The sequence below is a fragment of the Cupriavidus sp. 10L45 genome (assembly GCF_056395225.1).
Genome location: NZ_JBFTJC010000022.1, coordinates 24,153 through 42,156, shown reverse-complemented (window position 1 = coordinate 42,156; position 18,004 = coordinate 24,153). Strand labels below are relative to the sequence as shown.

Here is an 18,004-nt window from a genome sequence, read left to right as displayed (position 1 = left end):
TTCGTCGTACTTCTTGGCCGAGCCGCCAAACTTCGCAGCCAGCACCGTGGCGATTGCTGCCGTCAGCGTCGTCTTGCCGTGGTCAACGTGACCAATCGTACCTACGTTCACGTGCGGCTTGGTCCGCTCGAACTTTTCCTTTGCCATTTTTCAGCTCCTAATGGAATGCAATCTTGTTGTTTCATCGCGCCGCCGCACCGGCAGGCGCGGCGGCAAACTTCCAATTACTTGCCCTTGGCCGTGATCACGGCTTCGGCGATGTTCTTGGGTGCCTCGGCGTAATGCTTGAATTCCATGGTGTACGTGGCGCGACCTTGCGTGGCCGAGCGCAGCGACGTGGAATAACCGAACATTTCCGACAGCGGGACTTCGGCCTTGATGATCTTGCCGCCGCCAATCATGTCGTCCATGCCCTGCACGATGCCGCGACGGGACGACAGATCGCCCATCACCGTACCCGTGTAGTCTTCCGGCGTTTCCACTTCCACGGCCATCATCGGCTCGAGCAGAACCGGGCTGGCCTTGCGCATGGCTTCCTTGAAAGCCATCGAGCCGGCCATGCGGAACGCGTTTTCGTTCGAGTCCACATCGTGGTACGAACCGAACGTCAGCGTAACCTTCACGTCCACCACCGGGAAGCCAGCCAGAATACCGGCCGACAGCGTGTCGACGATACCCTTCTCGACTGCCGGGATGTATTCGCGAGGAATCACACCGCCCTTGATGGCGTCGATGAACTCGAAGCCCTTGCCCGGCTCTTGCGGTTCCAGCGTGATCACGGCGTGACCGTACTGGCCGCGGCCGCCCGACTGCTTGACGAACTTGCCTTCGACGTCTTCGGCCTTCTTGCGAATGGTTTCGCGGTAAGCCACCTGCGGCGCGCCGATGTTTGCTTCCACGCCGAATTCGCGCTTCATGCGGTCGACCAGAATTTCCAGGTGGAGCTCGCCCATGCCCGAAATGATGGTCTGGCCCGATTCTTCATCGGTACGCACGCGGAACGACGGATCTTCAGCGGCCAGGCGGTTCAGGGCGATGCCCATCTTTTCCTGGTCAGCCTTGGTCTTCGGCTCGACAGCCTGCGAGATCACCGGCTCCGGGAAGATCATGCGCTCGAGCACGATCGGGGCAGCCGGATCGCACAGCGTATCGCCCGTGGTGGCGTCCTTCAGGCCCACCGCAGCGGCGATGTCGCCGGCCAGCACTTCCTTGATTTCTTCGCGCTGGTTCGCGTGCATCTGCAGAATACGGCCCAGACGCTCCTTCTTCTGCTTCACCGGGTTGTACACGGTGTCGCCCGAATTGATCTTGCCCGAGTACACGCGGAAGAAGATCAGCTGGCCAACGAACGGGTCGGTCATGATCTTGAACGCCAGCGCCGAGAACTTCTCGCTGTCGTCAGCCTTGCGCTCGAGCTTCTTTTCGTCGTCGCGTTCGTCCACGCCGGTGACCGGCGGAATATCGACCGGCGACGGCAGGAAGTCGATCACGGCGTCCAGCATACGCTGCACACCCTTGTTCTTGAACGCGGTGCCGCACAGCATCGGCTGGATTTCGCAGGCGATGGTACGGTCACGCAGCGCCTTGACGATCTCGGCACGGGTCAGCTCTTCGCCGCCCAGGTACTTTTCCATCAGCTCTTCGCTGGCTTCGGCGGCGGACTCGACCATCTTCTCGCGCCATTCTTCAGCGATAGCTTGCAGCTCGGCCGGGATGTCCTGGTATTCGAACTTCACGCCCTGGCTGGCTTCGTCCCAAATGATCGCCTTCATTTCCAGCAGATCGACGACGCCCTGGAAGCCGTCTTCAGCACCGATCGGCACCACGACGGGCACCGGGTTGGCCTTCAGGCGGTTCTTCAGCTGGTCGTAGACCTTGAAGAAGTTGGCGCCGGTACGGTCCATCTTGTTCACGAAGGCCAGACGCGGCACGCCGTACTTGTTAGCCTGGCGCCACACGGTTTCCGACTGGGGCTGCACGCCACCCACTGCGCAGTAGACCATGCAGGCACCGTCCAGCACGCGCATGGAGCGCTCCACCTCGATGGTGAAGTCCACGTGGCCCGGGGTGTCGATGATGTTGAAGCGGTGCTCGGGATAGTTCCCGGCCATGCCCTTCCAGAAAGCGGTGGTGGCAGCGGAGGTGATCGTGATGCCACGCTCCTGCTCCTGCTCCATCCAGTCCATGGTGGCCGCGCCATCGTGCACTTCACCGATCTTGTGGTTCACACCGGTGTAGAACAGGATCCGCTCGGTCGTGGTGGTTTTACCCGCGTCAATGTGAGCCGAAATACCGATATTGCGGTAGCGCTCAATGGGAGTCTTACGAGCCACTTTAATCCTCTATTCGTCCGTGAGGCGCCGGCATCTCATCGCCCGCGCCCCTAACACAAACGGGCGAGATGTGTAGCAACACAGCCCGCCCGGCAACCAACAACGTGTCTCGCTCGCTTTAGAAGCGGAAGTGCGAGAACGCCTTGTTGGCTTCGGCCATGCGGTGCACTTCATCGCGCTTCTTCATCGCGCCGCCACGGCCTTCCGATGCTTCCAGCAGCTCACCTGCCAGGCGCAGCGCCATCGACTTCTCGCTGCGTTTCTTCGCGGCCTCGCGCAGCCAACGCATCGCCAATGCCAAACGACGCGACGGACGGACTTCGACCGGAACCTGATAGTTAGCGCCGCCCACGCGACGGCTCTTCACTTCCACCACCGGCTTCACGTTGTTGATGGCAACGGAAAACACTTCGATGGGGGCCTTGCCTGCCTTCTTTTCGATCTGGTCGAACGCGCCGTACACAATGCGTTCGGCAACCGATTTCTTGCCGTCCAGCATCAGCACGTTCATGAACTTGGCAACTTCAACGTTACCGAACTTCGGATCAGGCAGAACTTCCCGCTTGGGGACTTCACGACGACGTGGCATCTTCTTTCCTTTTAGATTCAGTTGAGAGCGCGTTACTTATCGCGACTCTCCGGCCACCAACTAGCTTGCCTGCATGGCAAATTCGCCGGGTGACCACTTACTCGACGGCACGGCGCATAACTCTCCGTTGTACCGCCGCCTGGTGACAGCACCATGACTCGCGCCACAGGCCATCTTCTTGTTGCTGCTGCGGGCAATCGCTTGCCCAGCTGCCCTGAAAACGATCAGGCAGCCTTCGGACGCTTCGCGCCGTACTTCGAACGAGCTTGCTTGCGGTCCTTCACGCCTTGCAAGTCGAGCGAGCCACGGACGATGTGGTAACGCACACCCGGCAGATCCTTCACACGGCCGCCGCGGATCAGCACGACCGAGTGTTCCTGCAGGTTGTGGCCTTCACCGCCGATGTACGAGATGACCTCGAAACCGTTGGTCAGGCGCACCTTGGCGACCTTACGCAGTGCCGAGTTCGGCTTCTTCGGCGTCGTGGTGTACACACGGGTGCACACGCCGCGACGCTGCGGGCAGTTCTCAAGCGCAGGGCTCTTGCTCTTGACGACTTCAGAGACACGCGGCTTGCGAACCAGTTGGTTGATAGTTGGCATTGTTCAATCCAGCTTGGTTTTACAAAAACACCCCTCCGCCGGCTCCATATCAATGAATTCGGCCTGAGGGGCAACTACGGGTTTCGGACGGGAATGGAGAGCGGGCGCTCGAAAGGAAGGGCTGTGAAGTGACAGACTTGCCAAAGAGCGCGAGCTCGCCCGGATCCCGCTTGGCTATCCTGCCGGCTGCGCCGCAAGGATCACTCCGCGGGCGCGCGTCCGACGGACGAGCGAAATCCAAAGCCAAAAACTCGAATCTGGCATCCTAGCAGGGGTGTTGACAATGGTCAAGCGGTATACCCGCTCTGTATACGCCTTGGGTGGGCGCCCCGGTCAGACTCGGACCGCGCGCAGCGTCTCGAGGATTTCCTCGCCGTAGCGCTCGAGCTTCGATGCACCGATACCGGGCACTTCAGCCAGTTCGCCGAGCGATTCGGGCGCGCTGCGGGCCAGTTCGGCCAGCGTCGCGTCATGGAAGATGACGTAGGCCGGCACGCCGTGCTCGCGCGCCGCGGCCGTGCGCCAACTGCGCAGCGCCTCCCAGTGGGCCAGCGCGTCGGGGTCCATCGTCGCGGTATGGTCGGTACGCGTGCCACGTGCGGCGCGGTCGCCGGACTTGGCCGGTTTGCTGACCTGCCGGCGCAGCGTGATCGGCTGCTCGCCCTTGAGCACGGCCCGGGCCGACTCGCCCAGCAGCAACGCGCCATGGCCGCCATGGTCGATCACCAGCAGCCCGTGGGCAATCAGCTGGCGGAAGATCGCATGCCACTCCGAGACCGACCGGTCCTTGCCGATGCCGAAGGTCGAGACCTTGTCATGGCCCCACTGCCGGATCTTCTCGTTGGCGTTGCCGCGCAGGATATCGATCAGATGGGTCGCGCCGAAGTGGACGCGGCTCGCCTGGGCCGTGCGGTAGACGCAGGACAGGGCCATCTGCGCCTCGCGCGTGCCGTCCCAGGTCGCTGGCGGCTCAAGGCAAGTGTCGCAATTGCCGCACGGCTCAGCGTTTTCGTCGAAATACGCCAGGATGCGCACGCGCCGGCAGCCGGCCGTCTCGCACAAACCCAGCAGGGCGTCGAGCTTGGAGGACGACACGCGCTTGTGGGCATCGTCCGCTTCGGACTCGTCGATCATCCGCTTCTGCTGCACCACGTCGCCCAGGCCGTAGGCCATCCAGGCATTGGCGGGCAGGCCGTCGCGGCCAGCGCGACCGGTTTCCTGGTAATAGCCTTCCATGCTCTTGGGCAGGTCCATATGGGCGACGAACCGGACGTCCGGCTTGTCAATGCCCATGCCGAAGGCAATCGTCGCCACCATCACGATGCCCTCCTCTTCCCGGAAGCGTGCCTGGTGACGCTGCCGCACTTGGGCATCCATGCCGGCGTGATACCCCAGCGCCTGGATGCCGTGGCCGGCCAGCCAGGCGGCGGTATCCTCGACCTTCTTGCGCGACAGGCAATAGATGATGCCGCTGTCGTGCCCGCCGTGGCCATTCATGTGTTCGGCCTTGATAAAGGCGAGCAGCTGGTTGCGCGCATTGTCTTTCTCGACGATGCGGTAGCGGATGTTCGGCCGGTCGAAGCTGGAGATGAACACGCGCGCGTCGTCCAGCGCCAGCCGCTCGACGATCTCTTCGCGCGTCTGCGTGTCCGCCGTGGCCGTGAGTGCAATACGCGGCACCTGCGGGAAGCGCTCGTGCAGCACCGACAGCTGGATGTACTCGGGCCGGAAGTCGTGGCCCCATTGCGACACACAATGCGCCTCGTCGATCGCGAACAGCCCGACGCGGGTACGTTCGAGCAGGTCGAGGAAGCGCGGCGTCATCAGCCGCTCGGGCGCCACATAGAGGATTTCCAGCCGCCCCGCGAGCAGGTCGCGCTCCACGGCGGAGGCTTCACTGCTGGTCAGCGTGGAATTGAGCACCGCGGCGCGCACACCGGCCTCGGTCAGCGCCGCCACCTGGTCCTGCATCAGCGCGATCAGAGGCGAGACGACGATACCGACCCCCTGCCCCGCCTGCTGGCGCAGCAGCGCCGGTATCTGGTAGCAGAGCGACTTCCCGCCGCCCGTGGGCATAAGCACCAGGCAATCGCCGCCCTCGGCCACATGGTCGATGATCTCTGCCTGCCGGCCGCGAAAGGCGTGGTAGCCGAAGACTTCTTTGAGGATCGCCAGTGCGCGCGACATGGACAGCGGAATTCGGGAAAGCCGTAACCTTACCACTAAGGCGCCCGGGCTCGGCGCCGATGCTGCCGAGATCGCTATTTCGGATAACGGCGATTGCGTTCTCGACGGTTGCAGAGTTCCATGGGCATTGCCAGACTCTCAACAAGGGGCGATGCAATGGGCAATTGGCAGGATCGACTCAATCGCATCAGCAAGCCGGCAGCCTCGGAGCGTGAAGTACTCGAGAGCATCGAGACGACCGCCGCGATGCTCGGCTTCGATATGGGGAACCGCAGCATGACATTCTCGGCGAGCCAGCTGTGGAGCGAGGCAAGGCTGCTGGGCCTGTGCCACGGTCTGTCGGAGGAGGACTTCACCCTGGCCATGCGCGGTGGGCCCCTACCCTCCGCCCCGTCGCCAACCCCGCCGGTCAACGGCAAGCTTGGCCGTCGCGAAATTCGCATGCGCTGGTTCGCCTTCGTGGTTCATCTCGTGCTGGACCAGCAACGCATGGCGCGCCCCACCGGGCAAGGACAGTCGCCCCTGACCGAGCGCGAGCTCGAAGTCCTGAAACTGACTGCCCAGGGCAAGACCTCGTCGGAAATCGCCGCATTGCTGATGGTCTCCGGCAACACCGTCAACTTCCACATTCGCAATGCAATGCTCAAGCTGCAGGCCAGGAACAAGACGGCGGCAGCCGTGTGCGCTGCCTTGCAGGGGTGGCTCAACGGGTGAGTTGACTTGGCGCAAACGTAGCCCACGCGCCTATCAGATTTGGTAGTTACTGCACTTCGCCATGTCTGTTGCAATGCGCCATCGACATTGCGAGGAATGGCAGATGACATCGATGGCATCGCCGCAGCGCCCGGTTGCACTGGTCAGCGGCGGCTCACGCGGGATCGGCCGGGCGATATGCCTGGCACTGGCCGACGCTGGCTACGCAATCTCCTACTGCCATCACGCATCAGGCGATGCCGGCCTCGAGACACTCGCCCAGCTGCGCGCCGCAGGCATCCCCTCGCTGGCCCTGCAATGCAACGTTGCCGACGCGGGCGCCTGCGAGCGCTTCTTTGCCGAGACCATCGAACATCTCGGCCAGGTCGACGTGCTGGTGAACAACGCCGGCATCACCCGCGATGCGCCGCTGGCGACAATGCGACCCGATGCATGGGCCGCGGTCATCGACACCAATCTCACCGGCACCTTCCACTTGAGCCGGTCCGCCGCCTTCCACTTCATGAAGCGGCGCACCGGCGTCATCGTCAACGTGGCGTCCATTGCGGGCGTCTACGGTAACGCTACCCAGACCAACTATTCGGCATCGAAGGCCGGCATGATCGGCTTCACCCGGGCGCTGGCCAAGGAGGTTGCGCCCTACGGCGTGCGCGTCAATGCCGTGGCGCCGGGTTTCATCGAATCCGACATGACGGCAGGCCTTTCCGACAGCGTCGCGTCGGCCGCACTGGCCCGCGTGCCGCTGCGCCGCTTTGGCAGGCCCGAGGAAGTCGCGGCGTTGGTCCGCTTCCTGGCCTCCGCCGACGCGGCCTACGTCACGGGCCAGGTCTTTCAGATCGACGGCGGGCTCGTCCTCTAAGGCGCCAGGGCGATATCGTGGACGACATCCTCCCGCCTCTCATCATGGCCCGCAGCGTCCGGGGCTTCTCGGACTGTCGCCGGCCCGGCCTCCGCGAATGGGAATTCGACTGGCGTTTTGCGGACGACGACGACAGCTTTCAGGGCCACTTTCCGACGTACCCTATCCTGCCCGGGGCATTCCTGCTGGAGATGGCGCAGCATGCCGCCAACCATGCGCTCGCGCAGAGCGGCCAGACGGGGCGCCGCGTCACCAGTGTGACGCGCCTGCGCTTCCAGAACCCGGTCCTGCCGGGGGACACCTGCACATTGCAGGTTGCCTGGGATGACCTCGATGCGGTGCAGATCCGCTTTACCAAGCCTGGTAGCGCGGTGGCCCACGGCATCCTCGGCACTGGCCCGGTGCCACGCCATGCAGGCGCCCCGGAAGTATCCGCGGCGGATTTGCCGCGCGATCCGACCGTCGCCCTCAAGGTGCTACCGCATGGTCATCCCATGCGGCTGATCGATCGTGTGGCGCTGGATGGCACTGCTCGCGCAGTCGCCTACAAGAACATCACGCTCAATGAGCCTTGCTTCGGCGCCGCGCATCGCGGCATGGACGAGGCGCAACTGGCATATCCGTTGGCGCTGCTGGTGGAGTCCTTCGCCCAGGGCGCGGGGCTGCTGCTATCCCGGCGCGGCTTCTTTGCGGACGCTGGCGGCGCCGCCTCGCTGACCGTGTTCGGCGAGTTTCGCGGCATCCATCTGCTTGGCCGAGCCCTGCCGGGGGACCAGCTTCGCCACGACGTCCATCTCCTGGAATGTGGGCGCAACGTGGCCCACCTGGCGGGACAGACCAGCGTCGGGGGACGCACTGTCGCCCTGTTCGACGATCTGATGGCCTTCTCCATTGGCGCGACGACACTCGGCGCCGCTGGAGGCCAGCGATGACACAGCGGCGCGATGTCCTGCTGGCCGGATTTGGCGCCTGCTCCGCCGCAGGTCCGGATGTCGAAGCCTTCTGGCGTGCCCTGCAACGCGCACCCGAGGCGCCGTCACCGAACGCCATCGTCCCGCGGAGTACCGATGGGCGGACGTGGCGCCATGGCCATTGCCTGCCCGCGTCGGCCTCTCATGTGCATGCCGACTTCGACAGCCTGATCGCAGATGTTGCCCTGCAAGCCCTCGATGACGCCCGCAGACGCGGCCATGCACTCGACACCCTGCACACCGGTCTGGTGCTTGGCACGGCGGCCGGGGACAGCCGCCGTGCCGAACGGCACCGCCTAGAAGGCGCCGTGGCGCCGTATGCCGCGAGCCACCCGTACCGCGCCATCGACACGCTGCCGCACGTGCTGCCCATCCAGGTGTCCGGACCGGCTTTCGTCGCCGCCAACGCCTGCTCGGCTGGCCTTCATGCCCTGGTCCATGCGGTGGACATCATCCGGGCCGGCATGGCCGACGCGATGATCGTGATCGGCGCCGACCTGCTTTCCCACGTCACCCAAGCGGGCTTTCAACGCATGACGGCGCTCGATCCGCAGCGGTGCATGCCCTTCGACGTCCGCCGCCTGGGCACCGTGCTTGGCGAAGGCGCCGCCGCGCTGGTACTCGTGGCCGACAGCGAAGCTGCCGCGCACGCCGGATCCGCCGGACGCATCCGAGGCATCGGCGTGAGCTGCGACGCCTTCCACCCGACCGCCCCAGAACCCGGCGGCCGGGACATCTCCCGGGCCTTGCGCGAGGCGCTGCGCGATGCGAATGTCGGCATCGACGGCATCGACGTCATCGTGCCACACGGCACCGGCACGCCCCCCAACGACCGCATCGAAGGCAACATTCTGGCGGCAGTGCTTGGCCCAAGCGTCGTCATGCCACCGGTGCTGTCCGCCAAGGCGCATATCGGACACACCGCAGGCGCGTCCGGCATGTTCTCCCTGCTCGCGGCCGCGCTTGCACTGGCACATCGGAAGGTGCCGGCAGGCTACTGCGAGCGCCCTGATCCGGCCACGCGCATCCGGCTGCCCAGCCGTGAAACGCCACTGCGGGCAAGACGGCCGCTTCGGGCACTCATCAATGCCTGTGGATTCGGTGGGAACAACGTGTCCCTGGTCTTGCAGGAAGGGACGCCATGAGCGCCGTCAATCTCCTGACCTGCGCGGCCGTGGCGCCCGGCATCGGGGAAGATCCTCTCCCGTGCTCGCCTGGCACGCTTGCGATCGTCGACCCGGACTGGTTCGATCCGGCCCTGTGGCTGCCGGGAACGCGGCACCGCTACCTCAACGACACCACGCGCTACGCGCTGGCCGCGGCGCGCCGGTGTCCCGATCCATGCACGGATGGCCGCGTCGCCCCTGAGCGGCTCGCGCTTTGTTTCGGTACAAGTGTCGCGGATGTCTCAGTCCGGCACCTGTTCGATCAGGCCGTGGCCCACGGCGGACTGGATGCCGTCAGCACCGTCAGCGCACCCAATATCTCGGCCAATATTGCCGCCGCCCACGTCGCCATCGACTGTCAGGCCCGCGCGCTATGCAGCACCGTCACGTCGCCGTTCCTGGCCGGCTTCGAAGCCCTGATGCTGGGCATCCAGGCGATCCAGGCCGGGCGCGCCGACCAATCGCTGGTCATTGCCGCCGAAGAGGCGATCCCCGATGGTGCCGGCGCAGCCATCCTGCCGGGCGCCGTCGCGCTCCGGCTGGGCGGGCGCGCGACGGAGAACGGTCATTGCCTGCGGCCCCTCGGTTGGGGTCGGGTCGAAACGACCGGACAACTGCCGCAGCGGCTGGTTCACGCGCTGACGCGCACCGCCTCCGGGTTTCCCGGACCGACGCGGTTTGTTGTCCCGGCCCGCACGCCGCTCAGCTGGCCCAAAGGCCTTCCGCCCCCAGACATCCTCACGTGCGACGACGCAGGCGCCCTGGCACCCCTGCTGTGCGCCCTGCCGACGCTGCGTGACGACTCCCCCTTCATCCTCGTCGCCATACACGAGCACCGCTACATGGCATTTGTTTCCCAATGCCGACCGCTTTCCACCCAAGAAGGAGCACATCCATCATGACTTCCCCCGACCGCATCGCCGCCATCAAGCAGATCGTTTCCGAAATCCTTGAGATCGAGCCGACCGACATGACCATGACCAGCCGCTTCAAGGAAGACCATGACGCGGATTCGCTGCGCGCCATCGAAATCCTCGCCAGCCTGGAGAAGGCTTTCGGCGTGACCATCTCGCAGGACGGGCTGGCTCGCATGGTGAACCTGGAGGGCGTCTGCCAGGTGGTGGATGAAGCCGCCTCGGTCAAGTCCTGAGTCACGCACCGGAGCCATCATCATGCGACGTGTCGTCGTGACCGGCATTGGTGCCGTGAGCAGCATAGGTCTTGGCGTGAAGGCGTTCACCGACGCGCTCCGTGCCGGGGCGTGCGGCGTGTCCGAGATTCGCTCCTTCGACACGTCGGGCTTCGCCAGCCATCGCGGATGCGAAGTCCGGAATTTCGACCCCGCCACCTGGACCGCCGGGATCGATCCGAGCACACTGGGCCGCAGTGCACAGTTCGCGGTCGCGGCGGCCGGCATGGCGATACGTGACAGCGGGATCGATACAGCCCAGCTCAAACAGGCCCGCTGCGGCGTGTCCATCGGGACGACCGACGGCGAATCGCAGGTGATCGACCAGCTCACCGAGCAGGCGGTACGCCATGGCTATGCCGGCATTGACCCCGCGCTGCTCCAGCAGGTGCCTTCGCACCACATCTCATTCGCGGTGGCGCGCGCGCTGGGCTTGCGCGGCGGCGCCATCACCCTCCCCACGGCATGCTCGGCCGGCAACTACGCCATCGGCTATGCCTATGACTGCATCGGGCTCGGGGATGCGGACGCCATGCTGTGCGGCGGCGCGGACTCGGTATGCCGCAAGACATTCGCCGGCTTCTACCGGCTGGGCACCATCGCGCCGCAGGTCTGCCAGCCATTCGACAAGGACCGCAAGGGCATCCTGACGGGCGAAGGGGCCGGTCTGCTTCTGCTCGAGTCGCTCGACAGCGCCCTGGCCCGTGGCGCGCGGATCTACGCCGAGGTCCTGGGCTACGGACTGACCTGCGACGCGGACCACATGGTGGCGCCGAATCGGGACAGCATCGTGCGCTGCATCCGGCTCGCACACCGTAACGCGGGCGTCAGCGCGGCGCAGATCCAGTACATCTGCGCCCACGGCACCGGCACCATCGCCAACGACATCACGGAATCCGGTGCCATCGCCGAGGTGTTCGGCGCCACCAAGCCGCCGGTTTCCTCCATCAAGTCGATGATCGGACACACCATGGGCGCCGCCAGCGCACTGGCCAGCATCGCCTGCGCGGTGGCCGTCCGGGACGGATTCCTGCCGCCGACCATCAACCATGGTGAGACGGACCCCCGCTGCCCGCTCGATTGCGTACCCAACCACTCGCGCGCCGCCGACCTGCGCGTGGTGCAGAACAACGGCTTTGCCTTCGGCGGCAACAACGCCATCACCGTGTACGCGAGGTACCCCCAATGAGGAGCAGCGCATGACCGCCCACGGCATCTCGATTGTTGGCTGGCAGGCGATATCGGCCCTGGGGGTGGGGGCGGATGCGTTGCGCACGGCTGACCCAACGGCACCCCCGGTGACTGAACTGCCGCAATCGACCGACCCGTATCCGCAGGACGTCGCCTATCGCCCGGCACACTTCGACGTCTCCGCACTGATTGGCGCCAAGGGAACCCGTTCTATCGACCGCACCACGGCGCTCGCGCTTTGCACGGCGCGCCTGCTGCATGGCGACCAGCCGCCTTATGAAGGGGAGCAAGCCGAACGAACCGGCTTCGTGCTGGGCACCAGTACCGGCAGTATCCGCAGCACCAGCGATTTCACGCGCGACTCGCTGGTCCAGGAGCGGCCATTCCTGGTCAATCCCGCCCACTTCCCGAACACCGTGATGAACTGCGCGGCGGGCCAGTGCGCCATTCGCTTCAAGGCGCGCGCGGTGAACGCAACCATCTCGGGAGGGCGGCTGTCCGGACTGCTCGCGCTGCAGTACGCCTCGCAGATGCTGCGCCGGGGCTATGCGGACCGGCTTCTGACAGGTGCCGTCGAGGAGCTTTGCGTGCAGACGGCCTGGGCACATCGCGGCCTGATCCAGCTGGGCAAGCGGCAAGCCGTGCCCCTGGGCGAAGGCTGCGCGATGTTCTCGCTCGAGCGCACCACGCCGCAGCATGAAGGGGTGGCCATCCTGGCCTTGCGTTACGGGCGCTACAGCGAACCCGTCGACGGCCCGGCCGGGGATCTGGCGCTGGACCACGCGGTGGAGGGCGCACTGGCCTGCATCGGCGAAGCCCTGACGCAAGCCGGCCTCGATGCGTCCGAGGTGGTCGCTTGTTGCCTGTGCGGCGCGGCCGAGCCTCGCATTGCCGACATCGAACGGCGCGCCATCGCGCGGCTGCCCGGCGCCAGCATGACCGTCCACCAGACGGCGCTCGTCGATCGGTTCGGCGACACCTACAGCGCCACCTTCGTGCTCGCGCTCTGCCATCTGCTTGCCTGTCTCGAACAGGCCCCCGCCGGTGCGGCGGGCATGGTCCTGGCCACCACCGACGACGGGCACGCGGGCTGCCTCATCGTGCGCCGCGCGCCTGCGGCTAAGGAACTTCCATGACATATGCGATCACCGGCTCGGCCATGAAGACCAGCCTCGGCGAAGACAAATGCACGTGTTTCGAGAGCCTGTGCTCAGGGCACTCCGGCCGCAAGCGCCTGCAAGCATTTACCGCCGACCATTTCAACGTGCGCAACGCCTATGAGATTGACGACCGCCCCGGCGGCATCGACCGGGCGCTGCGCGCCACCGAACTGCTCTGCGATGCGGTACAGGCCGCCGTGCGGGAGGCCGCACTGCCGCCGGACGCCCGTTGCGTCGTCGTGGTGGGAACCGGCCTGCGGGAGCTACGCACGCTGGAACTGTTCTGGACGGTCGGCACGCCGATGACGATCGACCAGTTGCATTTCGAGCGCGCACTGAACCGAAGGCTGCACACCAGCTTTCCGGTCATCACGCTCGCCAATGCCTGCTCCGCCTCCAGCTTCGCACTCGCGGTTGCCGAGGACTTCCTGCGCGACGGCGCCTTCGACTTCGCGATCGTCGGCGGCTGCGACACCATCACGAAGAGCATGTTCGGCTTGCTGGATCGCGTGAATCCCTCGCACCCCGACGCAGTCCGGCCATTCGATCGAGACCGGCGCGGCGTACTGATGGGCGATGGCGCCGCAGCCGTCGTACTGGAATCCCGCGCGAGCGCCAACGCGCGCGGCGCGCCGGTGCTGGCAACGTTGCGGGCCGTCGGCACGAGCTGCGATGCGGCGCACGAGACGGCCCCGGATCCGGCGGGCATCGCCCGTGCCATCGAGGATGCCTACCAACGCGCCGGTCTGGCGCCGGAGGACATCGACATCATCATGGCCCACGGCACCGGTACGCCGCTCAACGACAAGGCCGAGGCCGAGGCCATGCAGCGCGTGATGCGGCAGCACGTCTCGCATCCACGTATCTGTGCGATGAAATCGATGACTGGGCATACCTCGGGGGCGTCGGGGCTGGTTGGCGTGGTCACGGCGATCGAAGCCATCGAGTGCGGCATGCTGCCGCCCACCGTCGGGCTCGAGCACCTGATGCCGGAGGCGCGCGCCATGAATATCGTCAACGAGGCCACCCCGGTCAATGCGCGGCTGGCCCAGGTGAATGCGTTCGGCTTCGGCGGCGTCAATGCCGTGGCCATCCTGGAGTGCGAATCATGAATCCCCGCACGCAGGCCATCCTCATCTCGGGTCATGGCTGGGAGATCCCGGCCTTCTCCGCCCACGACAGCCTCGCGGAGGGGTTGCGGGCCGGTCCCGCCGCGCCGCATTTCACGCCCGAGCGACTGCTGGGCAAGAAGGGGCTTCGCTACAAGGAGCGCTCCACGTTGCTGGCCCTCTGCGCAGCATCCAAGGCGCTGGCCGACGCCGGCTTCGTGAAGGCGGACACCGTGTCCTTGCACGATGACGGGTTCGGTGTGGTGGTCGCTACCAACACGTGCAATCTGGATACGGTCTGCCAGGCAGCGGAGACCATCCATCGCCAGCACGTCAATGCCACCAGCGCAATGGATCTACCCAACGCCTCCAGCAATGTCGTCTCGGCCGCCATCGCCATTCGCTTCGGACTGCGTGCGCTCAACCTCACCGTCTGTACCGGGGCTTCGTCGTCGCTCGATGCCATCGTGCTGGCCGCCAATGCCATCCGCAACGGCCGCGCCCGGCGCATGGTGGTTGTCGCGGTGGAAGTGGATGGCCCGGCGGCGCGCAGCCTGCTGGCCGGCCGCCGGCTTGCCGAAGGCGGCGGGCTGCCCGCCTTGCTGGAAGGCGCAGGCGCCTTGGTGCTCGAGCGGACCGATGATGCCAACGCCCGTGGCGCACGCCACCATGGTGCCCTGGCCGGCTACGCCTATTGCCATGCCGATGCGGCACGTTCGCCCGCCCTGGACGCCCTGCTGACCGATCATGCGAGCAAGCCTTGTTACGTCGCCGGCGACAGCTTTGCCGCCCACGCGGTCACCGCACTCCATCAGCGCGAGGGCGCGCAGCGCGATCTCGGCATATTGTCCGGCCCGGCCTATGGGGCCGGCACGCTGTATGCGCTGATCCATCATTGCGAACAGGCACGCGCCGCGGAGCCGGAGTCGGCTCGCGGGGCGGTCGTCCTCGGCGGTGGCAGCTGGGGGGACCGCCGCGCCGGAGCCATCGTCATTGAAGCGGGCGGCGTCGGGCAATGACGACGCTGCTGGCATCACTGGGCGGCTACACGCTTCAGGCGCGGGTGTGTGGGCCCGTCGGCGCCCCGCTGGCCGTGCTGGTCCACGGGATGATGGAAGCAGGCAGCGTCTGGGAACCGCTGCTGCCGCGCCTCGCCGCCACGCATCGGTGCGTCGTGCTGGACCTGCCCTGGAACGGGTTGCAGTCTGGCCTCTGGGGCCGGGTGCTGCCACCCGAGCGGTGGTTATCCGCTGCGCTTGAGCGCTTTCAACTGTGCCCGGACGTCTGGATTGCCCACTCGTTCGGCGCCAACACCGTGCTGACGCTGCTTGCCCAGCACCCGGCCACACCCGGGGCCACCGCGCCCGCCGCGCTGGTCTCGCCGTTCTACAAGGCGTTACACCGGGAGGTGACCTGGTCCCTGTTCCAGCAGCACGTCAACGCATTCCCGGATTTTGTCCAACAGAGCATCCGCGCCCGCACCGCGCGCCCGCTGGCGCCGGACGTCCTGCAGCGCATGACACGCACTGCCTGCGAGCACTTCGGTTGCTACGTCTGGACCGAGTTCTGGCGCCTGTACTCCGGGATGCCCTTCCTTCCCCTGCACGAGGTGCGCCAGCCACTTCTCGTGTTGGCCGGCGGCGATGACCAGTTTGCGCGATTGCCCGACGTCCGCGCGATGGTCGACACCCTGCCGGCAGGCCGGCTCCGTGTCTTTCGCGATGCCGGCCATTTTCTGCTGAACGATCTCCGGCACGACGCTGTCGGCGCCATCGCGCAGTTCCTGCAGGTGCGCGGCGATCCAATGCCGGCCACGCCTCGCCAGACTTGTGCTGGCGCCACCCCTTCCTTCCACTCCACGGAATCCACGCCATGACCTTGCATCACTCCGACACGACTGGCTTCGACCGCACCCACACCAAGGTCCGGCCCCGCTTCGAAGGCTGCAACATCTGCACCTGGATCGGCTTCAAGCACGTCATGTATTGCATCGAGGAAGCCGTTGTCGATCATTTCCGCGCGCACGGCTTCGGACCGCGCGAACTCTATGAGCAGAAAGGTCTCTGTCTCGAGATCGTCGATTCGAGCGTACGGATCCTCCATGCGCTTCACATTGACGATACGGTAGATATCGAGGTCGTGCCGTCGCCGAAGGCACCGAACGGGGTGCTGCGCGTCGCCGTGACACTGACGGTGCCGCGCGACGGCAAACCATTGAAGGCCGTCACCGGTTACGTGGACGTGCTGTTCCGCCTGGACGACAGCGTCGTAACCCCACAGCCAGCCAGCGGGGAGCCGCGCCTCGCGCCATACACCTGTACCCGGATCCGGCGAGGGCCGCAGCGCTCCATTCCCGATGCCGGCCTGGCCACGGCGCGCCAGGCCGGTAACCCGCCGCTGGACGTGCGTCGCGCGCTGGCTGCCGATGAAGGCAACCGCTTCGTCTGGCAATGGCGGGTGCCCTATTTCTACTGCCACTTCAACGATCGCCTCCAGCATTCGGGCTACCTGAGACTGATGGAGGAGGTGCTGGATCTCTTTGTCGCCGAGCGTGGAATCTCTATCCGCACATTGCTGGAGAACAAGAAGTGGATTCCCGTCGTACCGCAGGCGAGCCTCCAGATCCTCGACGAAGCGATGATGGAGGAGACCATCCACACCGTCTTCACCGTCGAGGATATTTTCAAGGACACCACCTATCGGTCGCGCATGGATTGCTATGTCGAACGGCATGGCGGACTGGTTCATACGGCGACTGGCCTGATCACCCACGGCTACGCGGTGGTCGAGAACCGCCGTGACTGGTCGCTCGTGACCTTCGACGCCGAGGTCTCGGCCGCCCTGCGCGGCAGGCAGTGCGCGGACTGAAGGAGGCGGCATGCAGGCAGCACATCCCGTCTTCTATTTCTCGCTGCGCAGCCCCTACTCGTGGCTGGCCTTGCACGATCTCAGGCAGACACGGCCCGATCTTCTCGCCGCCGTCCAACTGGTGCCTTTCTGGGAGCCGGACGCGGACTACCAGGCGCAACTGAGCATGGTCGGCAGCACGTTCCTGTATCACCCGATGTCGCGCGAGAAGCATCTCTACATCCTCGCCGATGTGCGGCGCCTTGCGGCGCGGCGCGGGCTCCGGCCGGTGTGGCCACTGGATCGCGCGCCGCGCTGGGAGGTGCCGCACCTCGCATGGATCGTCGCCGACATGCACGGGCAGGGGCTGGCCTTCCTCGAGCGGGTCACGCTGGCGCGCTGGCAGGAAGGCGCGGACATCTGCGATCCCGACGTCATCGCACGGCTGGGCAGTGCGCTGGGGCTGGACCCCAACGCGCTCTCGTCGGCCCACACGGATGCAGCCGTCCGGGAGGTCGGACTGACCCGGCTGCAGGACTGCATCCACACGGGCGTGTTCGGCGTGCCGTTCTTCACTGTCGGCAGGGAGAAGTTCTGGGGCGTCGATCGCCTCCGGGACTTCATGGCCGCCGCCACGGGCATGCCTGCCATCGATCTGTCCGACCCGTTGTGCAGCGAGGACAGCCCGCCGGCGGCAATCCTCGACCATGCCGGCGGCTGCGGCTAGGAGCATTCGTCATGGAAGCAACCCCTACCGTTACCGTCCTGCTCATCGAGACGCACTCCCCCGCAAACCCCGGCGGCACGGAGTGCATCCGCCTGGCCGAGGCGCTGCTGAAAGCCGGCGATTCGGTGCAGTTGCACCTGATGCAGGACGGCGCGACCTGGCTGCAGCAGGACCCGGACACGATCCGCACACTCAGCCGCCGGCATGGCGGGCAATTGCGCATCACGGTGGACGATGTCTCGCTGGCCCTGCGCGGCGTGGCGGCGACGGTCAGCCGTGGCGTTGCCACCGTCATCGATGCAGACACCCTCGTGCGCGCTATCTGCGAGCCGTCGACCAAGACCATCTGGCACTCCTGAC

Annotated in this window: 19 protein-coding genes; 14 read left to right on the top strand and 5 right to left on the bottom strand. The window is 65.9% G+C overall.

Translation table 11 applies throughout. The features are described 5' to 3' along the window. The 5 genes from AC1DFU_RS27200 to recQ form a co-directional block, all read right to left on the bottom strand. Window positions 1-147, bottom strand: a 147-nt coding sequence (locus tag AC1DFU_RS27200) for a GTP-binding protein (RefSeq protein ID WP_441593733.1), incomplete at its 3' end; no start/stop codon positions are given. Between the two features lie 77 nt (window positions 148-224). Beyond that, window positions 225-2,333: an elongation factor G gene (gene fusA, locus AC1DFU_RS27195; protein WP_092301789.1), complete on the bottom strand. Its 2,109-nt coding sequence runs from the start codon at window positions 2,331-2,333 to the stop codon at window positions 225-227. Between the two features lie 118 nt (window positions 2,334-2,451). Then, window positions 2,452-2,922, bottom strand: coding sequence for a 30S ribosomal protein S7 (gene rpsG / locus AC1DFU_RS27190; RefSeq protein ID WP_092301786.1), 471 nt, complete (start codon window positions 2,920-2,922; stop codon window positions 2,452-2,454). A gap of 224 nt (window positions 2,923-3,146) precedes the next feature. Further along, a complete protein-coding gene (rpsL, locus tag AC1DFU_RS27185; protein WP_010810460.1) occupies window positions 3,147-3,524 on the bottom strand; it encodes a 30S ribosomal protein S12 in 378 nt (125 codons plus the stop codon). Window positions 3,525-3,857: 333 nt separating this feature from the next. Continuing rightward, window positions 3,858-5,711, bottom strand: a complete 1,854-nt coding sequence (gene recQ, locus AC1DFU_RS27180; protein ID WP_092301784.1) for a DNA helicase RecQ — start codon at window positions 5,709-5,711, stop codon at window positions 3,858-3,860. A gap of 120 nt (window positions 5,712-5,831) precedes the next feature. Here recQ and AC1DFU_RS27175 point away from each other — a divergent pair, with 120 nt between their 5' ends. The 14 genes from AC1DFU_RS27175 to AC1DFU_RS27110 all read left to right on the top strand — a co-directional run bounded on the left by AC1DFU_RS27175 (window position 5,832) and on the right by AC1DFU_RS27110 (window position 18,003). Beyond that, a complete protein-coding gene (locus tag AC1DFU_RS27175) occupies window positions 5,832-6,425 on the top strand; it encodes a helix-turn-helix transcriptional regulator (RefSeq protein WP_092301781.1) in 594 nt (197 codons plus the stop codon). Between the two features lie 103 nt (window positions 6,426-6,528). Further along, complete coding sequence (gene fabG, locus AC1DFU_RS27170) at window positions 6,529-7,284, top strand: 3-oxoacyl-[acyl-carrier-protein] reductase (protein ID WP_218158060.1); 756 nt, start codon at window positions 6,529-6,531, stop codon at window positions 7,282-7,284. Window positions 7,285-7,301: 17 nt separating this feature from the next. After that, on the top strand, window positions 7,302-8,216 hold the full coding sequence (locus AC1DFU_RS27165) for an ApeI family dehydratase (RefSeq protein WP_143093949.1): 915 nt from the start codon (window positions 7,302-7,304) through the stop codon (window positions 8,214-8,216). Then, the gene (locus tag AC1DFU_RS27160; protein ID WP_441593729.1) at window positions 8,213-9,400 is read left to right on the top strand and encodes a beta-ketoacyl synthase N-terminal-like domain-containing protein; all 1,188 of its coding nucleotides are present in this window, start codon (window positions 8,213-8,215) and stop codon (window positions 9,398-9,400) included. Before AC1DFU_RS27165 ends, AC1DFU_RS27160 begins: the two co-directional genes overlap by 4 nt. Beyond that, window positions 9,397-10,323 carry a beta-ketoacyl synthase N-terminal-like domain-containing protein gene (locus AC1DFU_RS27155; RefSeq protein WP_441593727.1) on the top strand — a complete coding sequence of 309 codons (927 nt, stop codon included), beginning with the start codon at window positions 9,397-9,399 and terminating at the stop codon, window positions 10,321-10,323. Before AC1DFU_RS27160 ends, AC1DFU_RS27155 begins: the two co-directional genes overlap by 4 nt. Beyond that, a complete protein-coding gene (locus tag AC1DFU_RS27150) occupies window positions 10,320-10,571 on the top strand; it encodes an acyl carrier protein (protein WP_092301769.1) in 252 nt (83 codons plus the stop codon). The genes AC1DFU_RS27155 and AC1DFU_RS27150 overlap by 4 nt, the downstream gene beginning before the upstream one ends. 22 nt (window positions 10,572-10,593) lie before the next feature. Next, on the top strand, window positions 10,594-11,799 hold the full coding sequence (locus tag AC1DFU_RS27145) for a beta-ketoacyl-[acyl-carrier-protein] synthase family protein (protein ID WP_177220026.1): 1,206 nt from the start codon (window positions 10,594-10,596) through the stop codon (window positions 11,797-11,799). Between the two features lie 10 nt (window positions 11,800-11,809). Further along, entirely contained in the window at window positions 11,810-12,937 is a 1,128-nt protein-coding gene (locus AC1DFU_RS27140) for a beta-ketoacyl synthase N-terminal-like domain-containing protein (protein WP_092301763.1), read from the top strand. Next, entirely contained in the window at window positions 12,934-14,073 is a 1,140-nt protein-coding gene (locus tag AC1DFU_RS27135; RefSeq protein WP_092301760.1) for a beta-ketoacyl-[acyl-carrier-protein] synthase family protein, read from the top strand. The genes AC1DFU_RS27140 and AC1DFU_RS27135 overlap by 4 nt, the downstream gene beginning before the upstream one ends. Further along, window positions 14,070-15,089, top strand: a complete 1,020-nt coding sequence (locus tag AC1DFU_RS27130; protein ID WP_441593726.1) for a beta-ketoacyl synthase N-terminal-like domain-containing protein — start codon at window positions 14,070-14,072, stop codon at window positions 15,087-15,089. The genes AC1DFU_RS27135 and AC1DFU_RS27130 overlap by 4 nt, the downstream gene beginning before the upstream one ends. Beyond that, window positions 15,086-15,946, top strand: coding sequence for an alpha/beta fold hydrolase (locus AC1DFU_RS27125; protein WP_092301754.1), 861 nt, complete (start codon window positions 15,086-15,088; stop codon window positions 15,944-15,946). The genes AC1DFU_RS27130 and AC1DFU_RS27125 overlap by 4 nt, the downstream gene beginning before the upstream one ends. Beyond that, window positions 15,943-16,938 carry a hypothetical protein gene (locus tag AC1DFU_RS27120; RefSeq protein ID WP_441593725.1) on the top strand — a complete coding sequence of 332 codons (996 nt, stop codon included), beginning with the start codon at window positions 15,943-15,945 and terminating at the stop codon, window positions 16,936-16,938. The genes AC1DFU_RS27125 and AC1DFU_RS27120 overlap by 4 nt, the downstream gene beginning before the upstream one ends. 10 nt (window positions 16,939-16,948) lie before the next feature. Beyond that, window positions 16,949-17,644, top strand: a complete 696-nt coding sequence (locus tag AC1DFU_RS27115; RefSeq protein WP_441593724.1) for a 2-hydroxychromene-2-carboxylate isomerase — start codon at window positions 16,949-16,951, stop codon at window positions 17,642-17,644. 11 nt (window positions 17,645-17,655) lie between these two features. Next, window positions 17,656-18,003: a DsrE family protein gene (locus AC1DFU_RS27110; protein ID WP_092301746.1), complete on the top strand. Its 348-nt coding sequence runs from the start codon at window positions 17,656-17,658 to the stop codon at window positions 18,001-18,003. Window position 18,004: the final 1 nt, after the last annotated feature.